11 protein-coding genes and 1 pseudogene are annotated in these 15,193 nt (G+C 53.2%); 4 read left to right on the forward strand and 8 right to left on the reverse strand.

Annotation, left to right across the window (positions count from 1 at the left end):
- Positions 1–67: 67 nt before the first annotated feature.
- Both LLF79_RS05110 and LLF79_RS05115 read right to left on the reverse strand, forming a co-directional pair.
- Complete coding sequence (locus tag LLF79_RS05110) at positions 68–1,303, reverse strand: sensor domain-containing diguanylate cyclase (protein WP_227879177.1); 1,236 nt, start codon at positions 1,301–1,303, stop codon at positions 68–70.
- A 92-nt stretch (positions 1,304–1,395) separates the two neighbouring features.
- Positions 1,396–3,519 (reverse strand): bifunctional diguanylate cyclase/phosphodiesterase, encoded by a 2,124-nt coding sequence (locus LLF79_RS05115; protein WP_227879178.1) that lies wholly within the window; start codon positions 3,517–3,519, stop codon positions 1,396–1,398.
- A 457-nt stretch (positions 3,520–3,976) separates the two neighbouring features.
- On the opposite strand from LLF79_RS05115, the pseudogene LLF79_RS05120 reads away from it, so the two are divergent.
- The 4 genes and pseudogenes from LLF79_RS05120 to dbpA all read left to right on the forward strand — a co-directional run bounded on the left by LLF79_RS05120 (position 3,977) and on the right by dbpA (position 8,089).
- Positions 3,977–5,093: pseudogene (locus LLF79_RS05120) on the forward strand (methyl-accepting chemotaxis protein).
- A gap of 155 nt (positions 5,094–5,248) precedes the next feature.
- Positions 5,249–6,232, forward strand: a complete 984-nt coding sequence (zntB, locus tag LLF79_RS05125) for a zinc transporter ZntB (RefSeq protein ID WP_023292275.1) — start codon at positions 5,249–5,251, stop codon at positions 6,230–6,232.
- A 291-nt stretch (positions 6,233–6,523) separates the two neighbouring features.
- On the forward strand, positions 6,524–6,688 hold the full coding sequence (locus LLF79_RS05130; RefSeq protein WP_304665500.1) for a hypothetical protein: 165 nt from the start codon (positions 6,524–6,526) through the stop codon (positions 6,686–6,688).
- Between the two features lie 27 nt (positions 6,689–6,715).
- Positions 6,716–8,089: an ATP-dependent RNA helicase DbpA gene (gene dbpA / locus LLF79_RS05135; RefSeq protein WP_047745743.1), complete on the forward strand. Its 1,374-nt coding sequence runs from the start codon at positions 6,716–6,718 to the stop codon at positions 8,087–8,089.
- Between the two features lie 42 nt (positions 8,090–8,131).
- On the opposite strand, the gene ttcA is transcribed toward dbpA, so the two are convergent.
- The 6 genes from ttcA to LLF79_RS05165 form a co-directional block, all read right to left on the reverse strand.
- A complete protein-coding gene (ttcA, locus tag LLF79_RS05140; RefSeq protein ID WP_023344312.1) occupies positions 8,132–9,067 on the reverse strand; it encodes a tRNA 2-thiocytidine(32) synthetase TtcA in 936 nt (311 codons plus the stop codon).
- 49 nt (positions 9,068–9,116) lie between these two features.
- The gene (locus LLF79_RS05145; RefSeq protein ID WP_045371211.1) at positions 9,117–10,355 is read right to left on the reverse strand and encodes a site-specific integrase; all 1,239 of its coding nucleotides are present in this window, start codon (positions 10,353–10,355) and stop codon (positions 9,117–9,119) included.
- 1 nt (position 10,356) lies between these two features.
- The gene (gene xisR / locus LLF79_RS05150; RefSeq protein WP_014884030.1) at positions 10,357–10,569 is read right to left on the reverse strand and encodes an excisionase family protein; all 213 of its coding nucleotides are present in this window, start codon (positions 10,567–10,569) and stop codon (positions 10,357–10,359) included.
- A 64-nt stretch (positions 10,570–10,633) separates the two neighbouring features.
- On the reverse strand, positions 10,634–10,876 hold the full coding sequence (locus LLF79_RS05155) for a DUF4060 family protein (RefSeq protein ID WP_020882485.1): 243 nt from the start codon (positions 10,874–10,876) through the stop codon (positions 10,634–10,636).
- Between the two features lie 38 nt (positions 10,877–10,914).
- On the reverse strand, positions 10,915–12,000 hold the full coding sequence (locus tag LLF79_RS05160) for a RecT family recombinase (protein ID WP_227879179.1): 1,086 nt from the start codon (positions 11,998–12,000) through the stop codon (positions 10,915–10,917).
- Positions 12,001–12,009: 9 nt separating this feature from the next.
- The gene (locus LLF79_RS05165; protein ID WP_227879180.1) at positions 12,010–15,147 is read right to left on the reverse strand and encodes a RecE family exodeoxyribonuclease; all 3,138 of its coding nucleotides are present in this window, start codon (positions 15,145–15,147) and stop codon (positions 12,010–12,012) included.
- Positions 15,148–15,193 lie beyond the last annotated feature (46 nt).

Consider the following 15,193-nt stretch of genomic DNA (forward strand, 5'->3'; position numbering starts at 1 on the left):
TTTACCCACCTGACGTTAATTTATTCGAGGCAGGCATTGTAGCGGGGCTTTCCCGTATACTCCAGTTTCATGCTGCAAGGACTTTATTGCGCCCATCATTTTTAGCGCGATACAGCGCATCGTCTACACGCTTAAACAGCTCATCAATCGTCTCCCCCGGGTTATGTCGCGCCACGCCAATGCTGACGGTAAACCGTGGTAAGCCCGGAATCGTAATGCGGGCAACGGCTGCACGGATCGACTCGGCAATCTGCAACGCGGTGTCGAGAGAGGTATGCGGCAGCAGGATGACGAACTCTTCGCCCCCCCAGCGGAACACCATGTCGTTCTCCCGACTACAGGCTTCCAGCGTTCGGGAGAGGGCAATAAGCACCTCATCGCCCTTCAAATGACCAAACAGGTCGTTGATGTTTTTGAAGTGATCGGTGTCAACCAGCAGCAGGCTAAACTGCTGCTGGGCAGGTCGATTATTCAGATTGTTGGCGTCGGTAATCGCGTAGAACTGGCGTCGGTTGAGTAACCCGGTCATGGAGTCACGTAACGCGGCATGTTCCAGCTCTTGCTCCAGTCTTTTTTGCTCGGTGATATCGTGGATGATGCACAGCATCAGCTTGTCACCGTAGATCTCAATGGGTCCGGCATACGTCTGAACATGGCGGGTGGAACCATCGGCAAGGCGGTGAACAAAGTTGAGCGGCTTATGGCCGCCGGGCAGCGCGGCAATCGCGGTCATAATGGGCATAACGTCTCGCCCCAGGGTATTGATTTCCCAGGTATGCTTGCTGCACATACCATCATGCGAGTAACCGTAAAAATTGAGCGCAGCCAGGTTGGCATCAACAATCTGACCATCGCGGGCAGGATCGATTAACAGCATCGGCGCGCTGTTGGTCTGAAAAAAACGGGCGTAAAACCCCTGTTTTTTTCGCCGGTAGGTTGCGGAGCGGCTGGCCTTCAGTCCTGAGAGGATATGTTGGGCGATCCCCTCGAAGACAATCACATCTCCCCAGGGGGCGTAACGGGCAAGCGAGAGACGACAGCTTAACGGCGTATCCAGCCCATCCCGGCTTCTTATTGTCCAGATTTCGACGATCTCCTGCTCGGCTTTCAGTTCTGGTACATACATCGACAGGAGAGCTTGTGCATTCGCGGAATAGATGCCTTTACGCAGCTGATCGAGCGTCTTATCTCCCATAAGCTGCGTTGCGACCACGTTCGCAAAAACGATCTCTTCCGAAACGGGTGAAATAAGCCACACGGGTGTTTTAATGACGTTCAGCGCTTCAAAACCGTTTTGCGACATAGGCATTTCCTGTTCATCGGCTTAATACGCCTGACAATCATGACAGACGTGACTCGTGTGTTCTGCTTTGAAACATACTCTACTAAACCCCGTCAGGCATGGTTTTTTTGTGAAATAAATGCGGCGTCCGTTTGAATTTTATTAAGGGGGATAATTTGCCTTTCTGAGTTTATCTGCAGAAGCAGCCACGGCACCTGTTCGGCAGGTAAGGGGCGGGAGAAGAGGTAACCCTGCAGGTAGTCGCAGCCGAGACGGGTGAGAACCGCCTGCTGTTCTTCCGTTTCAATCCCTTCTGCCACCACGTTCATCTCCATGGTGCGGGCGATACTCATAATGGTTCCAACCAGCTTGTAGGTTTTTTCATTTTCCAGCATCGATGTTACAAAGCTTTTGTCAATCTTGAGCTCTTTTGCCGGCAGCACGCTCAGCATCAGCAGGTTGGAGTAGCCCGTACCAAAATCATCAATCGAGACGGTGATCCCCGCATGATTAAAAGCGTTGAGCAACTCAATGCTGCGATCGAGATTTTTCAGCGCGGTGCTCTCCGTGACCTCAAGGATCAGCCTGGACGGGGACAAGTTATATTTTTCCAGCATCGACGATACGATGTGGAAAATGTCCGGCTGCTCGAACTGGACGGGGGATAAGTTGAGCGATAACGTCCACTGGCTGAACCCTTGTTCAGTCCAGAAATGCAGCTGTCGGCATGCCGCTTCAATGGCCCAGTTGCCCACCGGAATAATTAAGCCGGTTTGCTCCAGCGAGGGGATAAACAGACCAGGCAGCACAACGCCTTGCTCAGGGTGCCGCCAGCGCAGCAGGGCTTCAAAACCATGGATAGTCTTCTCTTGCGCATACCAGGTTGGCTGGTACCACAGTTCAAACTGATCGCGCTCAAGCGCCTGAGAGAGCTCCTGAAGAAAACCGGGTTTTGCCGGGATTGCTGTCGACATCTCGGTTCTGTAACGCGCCCAGCCGTTGCGGCCGTCGTCTTTGACGTGATGCAGGGCTGCATCTGCTTTGAGTTTCAGTTCATGCAGCGTCTCGCCATCCTGAGGATAGAGGCTGACGCCCGCACTCATTGTCGTGTTAAGCGTATGACCACAGATCGAAAGAGGACGTCGCACATCCTCGAGCAGCGACGCGAGCAGGGCGTTGAGTTTGTCGTCGTCACATTCGGGCACCAGCAGGATAAAAGCGTCTCCTCCCAGCCTTGCCAGGGTCATCTCACGCGAGAGCCGGGAAGTGATGCGTTGTGCGACGGTGATCAATAACTCATCGCCGACGCTGTGACCCCAGGTATCGTTGACGCGTTTGAAGTGATCGACGTTCAGGAAAATAACGGCAAATTGCCTGTTGCTCAGCAACGCGCTGCGCAGGCAGTCCTGCATGCGGAGATCCATCTGATGGCGATTCGCGAGTCCGGTTAGCGCATCAAAGCGCGCCTGGAGCTCAAGCTGCCGATTGAGTTGTCGAAGATTATCCGTCAGCCGGCCGGTGCGCCGGTGAGAATCGATAAGGGAAATAATTAACATCACGCCAAGCAGGCAGAGCGTGGTGACAGAAACCCAGATGGATAACCCCAGCTCGCCGATCCCGCCGGGGAGGGTATGCGACATTTCCGGGTAATGCGCGGCGCTCATGCCGGTATAGTGCATCGCACAAATGGCGGCGCCCATGACCAGGGCGGCGAGAAGGCGCTCGATAAAAACCCCTTTGTCTCGCAGGCGGAAAGCCAGCCACAGCGCCGTGCCGGACGCCACCACGGCAATGACCACCGACAACCCCACAATGCGGCGATCCCAGATAATGCTGCCATCCAGCATCAGGGCAGCCATACCGATATAGTGCATAGATACCACGCCTGCGCTCAGGATAGCCGTGGCAACGATCGGTCGAAACGAAGAACGTTTTTTTCCCGCGACGGCAATATCAAGGGCCGTGGTCGACGCAATAATCGCGACGCCCAGAGACGCAAGGGTTAACCAGAGGTCATAGCGCATCATCATCGGCATCTGCATCGACAGCATGCCGATAAAGTGCATCGACCAGATGCCGATCCCCAGCGTCATACCCCCGGCAATGCGCCAGAACAGGGCAGCCTTTCGGCTGGAAAGGGGAATCTTTCCGGCACTGTCCAGCGCCACAAAGGAGGCGATAAATGCCACCAGATAAGAGATAGCGATTAACACAGGGTCCCACGATATATTGAGCATTATGCAATCCCACGCCTGAGAGGGTTACCGATTTCGCCTGCCGGGCACATCTTAATCTGGCAACGAACATGCGCATTCAAACAATATTAGTTATTTATCGTGAAGCATGACCAGTCATATTAATACTCTACATCGCATTAAGAATATAAAATATATTCTCTTTGTTAACGTATTAAGCATTGCTAAACAAGAGCGAATAAAAGTAGCAAAGCTCCTTAAATATAACGGCGATTGTATCGGTTCGCCGCAGCGGATGGTATCGCTTAACGTGGCGGTAGACCAGTATCACAGCATGCTGCGAAGAACATTTTCACTAATACGCTTTTTTTATCTGACTTAAGCTAAATCCCAGGTTGCTAACGGCGAAACAACAAACCCGTGAAGTTTCCGAGGAAAAACGTTTGTGCCAATGCTATAAGTCTAGATGCCGACCAAAATATAAAATGTGGGTATCATCATGCTAAGAAATATTAGTGTCCGAACCTTTATTATCGGGTTCCTTTTATCGCTATTTTTGGTAAACGCAGGTGTCGTTGTTCTAATTTCCAGCAAGCCCTCTATCTTTATTTCCCTTAACGCTATCAATTTCGTTGCGCTATTTTTGCTTTGGGTCTATATGACCCGGTATCTTGTGACGCCGATCAATACGGTGAAGAAAAGTATTGAAGAGGTGACTGCCGGCAACCTGGGGGTTTCTATCCCGGAGTTTGGCAATAACTGTGCGGGGCGACTCATTCCCGGGATCAACAGCCTGTCCGGCAACATTGCGACGCTGGTGCGTGAGATCAGGGCGTCATCGCAAACCGCCATGACCTTATCGGATCAGCTCTCGACACGTAGCGCTCAGCTCTCGGTAAAAACCGAACAGCAGTCTGCGTCTTTAGTGCAAACCGCAGCCAGCATGGAGCAAATGGCGGCGAGCACTAAAAATAACGCCGATAACACCCGCCTGGCGAGTGAACAGGCGAATATGGCGACGCTGCAGGCGCGTAAGGGCGGGGAGCTGATGGGGCAGGTTGCCAACAATATGCAGTCCATAACCGAATGCGCCCAGCAGATGACGGAGATCATTTCGCTGATTGACGGCATTGCGTTCCAGACCAATATTCTGGCGCTCAACGCGGCCGTTGAGGCGGCAAGAGCGGGCGACCATGGAAAAGGTTTTTCTGTCGTTGCGGAAGAGGTCAGAAACCTGGCGCACCGAAGCGCAGAGGCCGCGAAGAATATCAAAGCGCTGATTGAAGTCACTAGCAGTAACGTCACGCAGGGCGCGACCGTGGTGTCGCAGGCAGAGAAGAATATGCATGAAATCGTGACGGGCTCGGGAAACGTCAGTCGCTTAATGGATGAAATCTCCGCGTCGACGTCTGAGCAGGAGAAAGGTATTTCCCAGATCACGCTGGCGCTATCGGAGCTGGAGCGGGTCACGCAAAGCAACGTGGCGATGGCGGAGGAACTCAACGGCTCCTCGGATGTACGCCCGCACGCGGAATTTTAGATTGGATCACGGGTCTTCGTCCCCATTACCGACCGGCTCACCCTCCTTCCTCCAGCAGCCAGAGCACTCTCTCTGAAAGCGACACAAAGCCTGGCATGCCAGGCTTTTTGCATACATTTGCCCACCCAGCTCATTTCCCGAGCGATTTCAGCGCGATGGAATACATAGTTGTTGCTTAACCCCTCATGAAAGCTAGACTGACACCGAAAGAGTTAAAAAGGTGGAGGTGCTGTGGAAAGCATTAAAGGATCTGAACTTAACGTTCCTGACGCAGTTTTTGCGTGGGTGCTGGACGGCCGCGGCGGTGCCCGACCGCTGGAAGATAATGATGTGATCGACAGTGCGCATCCCTGCTGGCTGCATCTGAACTATACCCATCCGGACAGCGCTGACTGGCTGGCGTCGACCCCGCTCTTGCCCAATAACGTGCGCGATGCGCTGGCGGGTGAAAGCCTGCGGCCCCGCGTAAGCCGCATGGGTGACGGGACGCTGATTACCCTCCGCTGTATTAACGGCAGCACGGATGAACGTCCGGATCAGCTGGTGGCGATGCGGGTCTATATGGACGATGGGCTGATTGTCTCCACCCGACAGCGTAAGGTCCTGGCGCTGGATGACATCGTCAACGATCTGAAAGAGGGCACCGGGCCGATCGACTGCGGCAGCTGGCTGGTGGACGTCTGTGACGCGCTTACCGATCACGCCAGTGAGTTTATTGAAGAGCTGCACGACAAAATCATCGACCTGGAAGATAACCTGCTCGATCAGCAGATCCCGCCGCGCGGTTTTCTGGCCTTATTGCGCAAGCAGCTGATTGTTATGCGCCGCTACATGACGCCGCAGCGCGACGTGTATGCGCGGCTGGCTAGCGAAAGGCTCGCCTGGATGAACGACGACCATCGGCGCAGAATGCAGGATATTGCCGACAGGCTGGGCCGCGGGCTGGATGAAATTGATTCCTGTATTGCCAGAACGGCGGTGATGGCGGACGAAATCGCGCAGGTGATGCAGGAGTCGCTGGCGCGAAGAACCTATACGATGTCCCTGATGGCGATGGTGTTTTTACCGAGCACGTTTCTGACCGGGTTGTTTGGCGTCAACCTGGGCGGAATTCCGGGTGGCGCTTATCGCTACGGTTTTACGGCGTTTTGCGTGATGTTAGTTGTTTTGATTGGGGGTGTTGCATGGTGGTTGCATCGTAGTAAATGGCTGTAAATTTACGCTTTTTTCATCTTTTTCCGGGATTAAAACGCTCTTTTAATTGAGCGAAGTCAATAAACATCTACCCCGTAAGGTGCAATATTACTCCCGCAGGTGAATGCAACGTCAAGCGATGGGCGTTGCGCTCCATATTGTCTTACTTCCTTTTTTGAATTACTGCATAGCACAATTGATTCGTACGACGCCGACTTCATAGTCGGCTTTTTTTTGCCTCCTGATTCTGAGCGTCTACCCTAAAAGGGATGACAGCAAATTATGGAGGGAATGATGAGCATCCTTAAGGCTCTGCTACTGCCACAATCGCGTCAATCCGATCCTATCCCCAGCGATCCGGTACCTATGCCCGATCCCATCCCGCGTCCCCAGCCGATGCCCGACCCGCCGCCCGATGAAGAACCGATTAAATTGTCGCATCGGACCGCGAGATCTGCGAGGATACGCGCCATCTGACCGCAAAGATCACCACGAGAGACAATTGTGACCGCTTTTTCTACCCTGAATGTTCTGCCCGATGCCCAACTCGCTAACCTCAACGAGTTGGGATACCTCACGATGACGCCTGTTCAGGCGGCCGCCTTACCCGCCATTCTTGAGGGCCGTGACGTGCGCGTGCAGGCGAAAACGGGCAGTGGGAAAACGGCGGCCTTTGGCCTTGGCCTGTTGCAGCATATCGATGCGGCGCTTTTTCAGACCCAGTCTTTGGTGCTGTGTCCGACCCGCGAGCTGGCAGACCAGGTTGCGGGTGAACTGCGTCGCCTGGCACGTTTCCTGCCAAATACCAAGATTTTAACCCTCTGCGGCGGGCAGCCGTTCGGTGCCCAGCGTGATTCGCTTCAGCATGCGCCGCACATTATTGTCGCGACGCCGGGACGCCTGCTCGATCACCTGCAAAAAGGCACGGTCTCGCTGGATGCGCTACAAACGCTGGTGATGGATGAGGCCGATCGGATGCTGGATATGGGCTTCAGCGAGGCCATTGACGAAGTGATCCGTTTCGCACCGGCCGATCGCCAGACGCTGTTGTTCTCCGCAACCTGGCCGGAAGCTATCGCCGCCATCAGCGGGCGCGTGCAGAAAAATCCTCTTACCATTGAAATCGACAGCGTAGATGCGCTGCCGGCCATCGAACAGCAGTTCTTTGAAACCTCGCAGCAGGGGAAGATCCCGCTCCTGCAGAAATTACTGAGCCAGCATCAGCCTGGCTCCTGCGTGGTGTTCTGTAACACCAAAAAAGACTGTCAGTCGGTTTGTGATGCTCTGAATGCCGCCGGGCAGAGCGCACTGTCGCTGCATGGCGATCTTGAACAGCGCGATCGCGATCAGACGCTGGTCCGTTTCGCCAACGGCAGCGCCCGCGTGCTGGTGGCGACCGACGTCGCTGCGCGCGGTCTGGATATCAAATCGCTTGAGCTGGTCGTGAACTTTGAGCTGGCGTGGGATCCGGAAGTACACGTGCACCGTATTGGCCGCACCGCGCGCGCCGGGAACAGCGGTCTGGCCATCAGCTTCTGCGCTCCGGAAGAGGCGCAGCGCGCCAATATTCTCTCTGAGATGCTGCAGATTAAGCTGAACTGGATGAATCCCCCAGCCGGCGTCAGCCTTGTGCCGCTGGAGGCCGAAATGGCGACCCTGTGCATTGATGGCGGTAAAAAAGCCAAGATGCGTCCTGGTGATGTACTCGGTGCACTGACCGGGGATGTGGGGCTGGACGGGGCGGATATCGGTAAGATTGCTGTCCATCCGGCGCATGTCTACGTCGCGGTTCGCCAGGCGGTTGCCCATAAGGCATGGAAGCAGCTGCAAAACGGGAAAATTAAGGGTAAAACCTGCCGCGTACGTCTGCTGAAATAAAGCATGAAGCGTCTCAGGAGGTGTTTCTGAGACGCTAACCGCTTACTTCACTTCAAGCACGTTCAGACGCAACGCTTCAAACTGATTGTCATCGTCTTCCGGCTGCCAGCCTGCTGGCTGCATCGGGATCTCTTCCCGGTCAAATGCCAGATCGCCGCCGTTCACGACTTCTGACTCGTGATTGATGCCTTTAAAGTCGAACAGTTCCACATCCGCGAGATGGGAAGGGACGACGTTCTGCATGGCGCTGAACATGGTTTCGATACGACCTGGATAGCGCTTATCCCAGTCGCGCAGCATGTCACCAATCACCTGACGCTGCAGGTTAGGCTGAGAGCCGCAGAGGTTACATGGAATGATCGGGAACCCTTTCGCCTGAGAGAAACGCTCAATGTCTTTTTCACGGCAGTAGGCAAGCGGGCGGATCACAATATGTTTACCGTCATCACTCATCAGCTTAGGCGGCATACCTTTCATCTTGCCGCCGTAGAACATATTGAGGAACAGCGTTTGCAGGATATCGTCGCGGTGATGGCCCAGGGCAATTTTGGTCGCGCCCAACTCGGTCGCGGTGCGATACAGAATACCGCGGCGCAGACGAGAGCACAGAGAGCAGGTGGTTTTCCCTTCAGGAATTTTCTCTTTCACAATACCGTAGGTATTTTCTTCGACGATTTTGTACTCAACGCCCAGATTTTCGAGGTATTCCGGCAGAATGTGCTCCGGGAAGCCCGGCTGTTTCTGGTCAAGGTTGACCGCCACCAGGGAAAAATTCACCGGCGCGCTTTGCTGAAGATTACGCAGGATCTCCAGCATGGTGTAGCTGTCTTTACCCCCTGACAGGCAAACCATGATGCGGTCGCCTTCTTCAATCATGTTGAAGTCTGCAATGGCTTCGCCCACGTTACGGCGCAGTCGCTTTTGCAGTTTATTCAGGTTGTATTGCTCTTTCTTTGTATTTGATTGATTTTCTTGCATTTATTACTACCTTCGGAGCCAGTAGGGGCATAATAGGGGCAAAAATTTTTCAGCGTGCCAGCTTATCGTTAAGCATCAGCACCTGTTCGCCATTCATTTCTTCAATCCACGCACCGTAGACTTCATAAACCATTTGCGCGTTTTCATGCCCCATCTGGCTGGCTATGAAAGACGGGTTAGCGCCGGCAGATAAAAGCCAGCAGGCAAAAGTATGCCGCGTATGGTACGGATTCCGGCGGCGAATACCAGCACGTTTTACAGCTGCGTTAAATCTGGAGCCGATACTCGATAAAGAGTAGTAGGCTTTCTGTTTGCCCTTGCGCATCCTGGGCATGAAAACAAATCGCAGGTTTTGATATTCCATCGCACCATACTCGCGGTGATGGAAAACAATCTCGGTTTTGGGCTGTAACGAAGTCAGCGTACGCTGTGCCTTCAAGGCCTCTAGTGCTGGCTCTAATAGCGTGATAACTCGATCACCTGCATCGGTTTTTGGTGGGACGAACATTCCTAGCGCATTAAGGTTGCGCTGTATATGAGCCGTACCTTTTTCCCAGTCGATATCTTCCCAGGCAAGAGCTGCAAGCTCTCCATGACGGACACCAGTATAAACTGCGAATGTCCACATATTGAGGCTTTGGCCACGCTCGGATTCGGCAAGCAAACTAAACTCCTGCTTCGTTAAAGGATCCGGTTTTACTTTCCCTTTATGTAGTTTCTTGATCCCTTCAAAGGGTTTGCCACTGATAAAGCCAGATTTGTGTGCAAACCGAAGAAGCGAGCAAAGAAGCGATATATAGTTGTTCACGGTACGCACAGTGCGCCCCTGTTTGTTACTTCTGGGATTTGCCAGGTAAAGTGTCTCACCGTTCAACAGCTCCTTTCTGTATTTAAGAATGTCGCTGTGGCGTATAGTTGAAACAGGCGTATCTCCGTTAATGATGTGCATTAACGTACCGAGTTGTGAGCGAGTCTTACGCATCGTGTTCGCGCTAATTTCGGTTTCTTTAATGCTCGTCCATAGTTCACACAGTTCTGAAAAGGTTTGAACTGAAACAGTGGTTACGGTTTTTTTTGCTCTGGTCGATGAAGGAAAGCGCTGGTGGTAATCAAACTCTCCAAGGTTGATCTCACTAACGATCACAGCCCGAAGATTCCCGGCTTTTTTGATGTTCGCCGGGGTGTTAATCCAACCTTTGAGAATTTCGCGGCAACGCTTTCCCCGGTACATAAACCAGATACAAATCTTATTGTTTCTGATTTCGACACCTGTAGGCAAAGCTGCCATCTTACGCATCCCTTATTAACTGATTAATTCTCGGATAGTTGTACCAGGTTGTGCCACGCAAGGTTTTTTCTCCAGATGGGGATACCCGTTTAAAATGGACACCTTCCACCCAACAGCCCTGACGATACTTCTCTATCTGTCGTTCGGTCAGGCCTGTTTTTTCTGTGAGCCTTGCACCAACAACCCATTCTTCGTTAAAAATTACCTGCGACATGGTTCACCTCAGGTAACCGGCATGAGTATAGATATGCCGGTATGTAGTCGTTGATATTTCAGTTTCAGTTTGCCTGGCCGGGCAGGGAACGCAGTCGGCGCATACCGGTCATTGCTGTGGCCACGTAGCTTGCCTTGCAGTTGACCACTTCAACCCAGACCTTCACGCCTTCCACTCTCACCGTATAGGTCTCTTTCATCTTGCTGCGCCCATAGTCACCATATCTTTGCTGGTGGGCTGCGAGTGCGATTTCACATGCCTGGCGAGCCAAAGGGGATTGCTTACTGCCTCGATTAATCAGTCGCATTTCTTCTCCTTGAGGGAGGGTTTCCCCTCCCGATCTCGTTAGTCCACGTATTCCGGTTTCATATCCGCCAGAGTGATGCTGAACTGACCATGCAATTCATCGCCCAGATGACGTTTAGACGACGCAAGAACGCGCTCTACCTCTGCGAACCGCGCAGCTGCATCGGGTTCATCTGAAGGTGGCAAGGAATTGATGGCTGCTTCGACTTTGTTCCGTGCATCAACCAGGTAATAACGCTTCACGGCCTTGTTTTTCAGCTCAGTGAACAGGGCAGAACCCAGCGTTGCTTTCACGGTTTCAATATCTGCGTGCAGAGCTTTAGCGCTATCCACATCCTGAGCCGCCTCGATGCGGTCGCGGAAATCATCAGCTAGAGCATCGATGTTTTGTGCCGATTCATGAGCCGTTTGAGTAGTAGTGACGTTGTCACCTGAAATATCAGCGAGGCTAACGTGCTGCGCTGGTGCGGGGTTTACCTCTCGTTCTTCACGGCGATCATCGAGCTCATCCGGGGTGTAAACGCCCAGAATCACATCCGGGCAGAACAGTCTCGCCCAGCGTTTGACGGCCAAGTACGCCAGCTGCTGGCGAGGGTCGTCAGCCCATAGGGTAGAGTTTCGGGTTCTGGCCTGAGCCAGCAGTAAATTGAGTTCTCTCGGTTTATCCTCGCCTTTCAGGGTTGCGCTGATAATGATGCCAATCCCGGCTTCGTCAGCGAGGGTCCAGCCCGGGACGCGGTACTCGCCTTTATCGCTTTTACGGATGTGGAATTTTCCAACGACCTTTTCCCATGGCCCAAACCACTCATATTCAAAACGACTGGCCAGCACGCCGCTGCGCGAAATGACTGCATTAACCAGCTGCGCTTCATACCCGAGTACACCATTAATCAGGTGCGTTTTTTGGGCCACGGCAAAGGGATTCATCTGCCACTGTGCCGCTTGCATCGCTACAGCCATGCAGTCGGCCTGATTGCCCTGCAGGTGCTTAGGAACAGTAGCGGTGCCCTGGGCCATAATCTGCGCGAACGTGCTGATGGCGTTCAGATACTGGGAATCGAACAAAGCCACGTTGGAGTTAATAACGGTGTTCTGGTCAGCAACGGTAACGTTTGTGTTATGCATATATCCCCCTTAAGCCTGAGCGCGCAGCGCTTCGAGGCGGCGCAGGTCGAAGTCGTTCAGTTCATCGGTGTAATCGGTAGTGATCGGCGCTGGCCATTCGCCCGTGTCGAATCCGGTTGCGATGGCGCGCATCGTTTTGCGGTACTCGAGCATGCCCAGTTCCAGCAGTTCGGTTGACGCCTCGATGATGGCAATCCAGTGGTAGTTCTCGTCTTTGTTGACGAAAATCCAGAATAACTGGTCCAGCGCCGCGGTCTCGCAATACATAGCCGCACTGAGGTGGTAGTCCCGGTCAATGATTTCCCGATGCAGCCTGGCGCGCAGGCTTTCTTGCTTCACATTCCACATGCTGATGGTTTTCAGGTCAGCACCGATACGCACGCCGTCCAGTTCAATCTCGAGGTCAGGGCGTACACGCACTTCTAAACCTGTTTCGTCGTCAAAGCCGAAGTAACTCACTTCAACAGCGCGGCTTGGATGTGTCAGCAGCATGCCAGCGGTAGGGTGCGCCAGGAGTGCAGACTGAATTGCCCGCGCTGTGGCCAGTTGCTGGCGGGTAACCAGAATCTTGTCGCCAGGGTTGTCGCGCCAGGCATCCAAAAGTTCGTCGGCGAATATGGCATCGGGCTTAACCGACTTAACAGCCTGGATCATGTCCGTTTTGGTGCCGGACACTTTCAGCGGCGTCGGTTTCTGCGCTTCCTGTGCGACCAAATCAGGATTGATGATCGCTAATTGCTCGAGTAACGCATCACGGCTGCCGCTGGTTTTAACCGGTACGGCCAGGGTGGCGTTGTACTCTTTGATGCAGGCCTTCATCGCCGTTGCTGTCTGCTTCTGGCCTTCTTCAATACGCTGGTACTCAGCAGGGAGAGCCATATAGCTTTGAGCCGTTTCTTCCAGGCTGGCGCCAAGCGGCACTTGAGCGGGAAGGGCTGCGTTGTGTTCTTCAAGCAACGCTTTAATCTCGTCTGCGCTCAGCAGTGCCGGCAGGCTGGCGTTGTACGCGTCAATGAACTCGCGCAGGGTTGCGGTGGTAGTGAAAGCACCCTCTGGGATCTCAGGCTCCACGCTGAACTCTGCATCGAGGGTTTCCGGCTGCAGTGCAAGGACGTGCACCAGGTTCCCCATGTCAAGAACTTTGGATGCTGTGCGCGGTATAGTTTTAGCCACATGGCGCGCGTTGAAGTACATCAGGCTGACGCGGGCATCTTTTACTTGGGTTGAGCTAATACCGTTTGCTGCGTGATAAACCTCATTCGGCAGACCTTCGTAGCGGCCAGGCTCGAAGTAAGCCGGGTATTCGATTACCGGTTCTGCTTGCTGTTCTTCCAACGCTACGGAATCTGTCTGCGAATTAGCTGCATCAGTGCTTTCGCTCGGTGGTACCGAACCAACATCTTCGTCTTTCTCTGGCTTAGCCGTTTCCATCTGGACATCACTGGTGGTCTCCGCTGCGTTTTCCGTTTTTTCGACTTCATTTGAGGTGGTATTGATGCCCGGATTGTTATTTCCACCAATCAGGCCATCGATGGAGAACACGCCACTGCCGAGATTTTCAACCTGCGGTTGTTCAACTGGGGCTTCAGTCTCAACTACAGGAGTAGGCAACTGCAGTAATTCAACAGCAGAGTTAAATTCAACCGTCATGGTTTTATTCACAAACTCAAGATGAGCCGCTGGCGTGTGGTGGATATTCTCTGGTGCGATACGGATCAGATTGAAGATTGCCGCACGGTTCACCGCCAATATGCCTGGTTGATTGCGTAAGATTGAGCTCCATGACTTCCATGGTTCTTCTTTCTTCGCCACGATTTCTTTGGCACGTCGTAACACGCTTGAGGGGATTTCAAAGTGATGGAAATCCATAGGCAGCAGGGCACATGCGATCTCAAGATCGAGAGTGTCCAGAGTGTGATGAGCGCCTTCGCCGCGATCCGTTACATAACCACCGTCGGCATTAGTACCAGAATCGGTGCGCTGAACATTACTGATGCGATTACCGGCTGCCCACTCGCGAACGAGAATGCCGCGATCGATATAATCAGTCGCCGCCCAGATTCTGGTTAATCGGAGAACCAAAGCGAGTTCGTGACGCTTATCCTGGCTGAACACTTTGCGAATGGCGTCGGTATAGCGCCACAGGTCTTTGGTATCGTAACCCTTCACCTCTTCGCAGTTTTCTGCCGCCAGCAGCAGGTTCTGGACATAGCTGTTGTCAGTGTCCATCTCCAGCGCGCAGATACCTTCGTATTCTTTGCGGGTTAAGTGGTGGCGCAATTCTTCACCGGTGAACTGGGCGAGTAGCTGCTTGCGGAAGGGCATACGAACGACTGGATAACGTGTGGCTTCGTCATCATTCTCGTCAATCTGGATACCGTTATCAGGTTCTGGATCATGACCGGTTGTTACGCCGGTCTCGCTGGCGCTTTTTGATTTGAGAAGAGAAAGCTTTCCGCTTCTCCACTCTTCTACTAACTGATTGCGGTCGCCAGCATCAGATCTCGCCCAGTCTGCCATGAATGCAGCGATAACTTCAGTTTCGTGCGTTTCATCTGGCGAGAAGACCTGCTTTATCGCCTGAACGAGTTTCCACTCAGCGTTCAGGCTGAGTTCGGCAATTTCTGGGATGCCGTTCTTCGCCAGCAGCAGGTTATGGAGATAAGTGTTGCCTTCATCCAGTGACATTTCGCTGGCAGCCAGCTGCTGCTCTTTAGTGATATGTGACTGGTATTTGTCGCTGGTCAGGTGGACGGCAAAACGGACCGCTGGAGTGCGGTTTTCAAGCGGGACACTCTCGACGGTAGTTTCGACTTTAACAGTCAGTTCCGGTGCGGCAGTGTTGTCCAGAGCTCCTGTAGATTCAGCACCAGCTTTTGGCAGCCAGGTGCGTCCATCGTCCTGCAGTTCGTAGCGTTTGTACCAGGTGTAATCCACGGTGCTTTCTTCCGGGAGGTCGTTATACACCGGGAAATCGGTGCGAACCGGTTTGGCATAATCCTTACCGCGTCCGGTTTCAATACCAGCATCTTCCAGCTCGACATCGAGCTGCAGGTTTGCACGGGCTTCTGATTTCGCAGTGAACCAAATCACTGCGTCTTCTTTGCCAGATTTCTGCGTAGCCTTCACTACATAGAAAAATTCCATGTGAGATCCTCTTTTTTGGATGTAAGATCCCCGGGCCAGAGATAGC

The sequence above is a fragment of the Enterobacter cloacae complex sp. 2021EL-01169 genome (assembly GCF_020733125.1).
Lineage (GTDB): Bacteria > Pseudomonadota > Gammaproteobacteria > Enterobacterales > Enterobacteriaceae > Enterobacter > Enterobacter roggenkampii.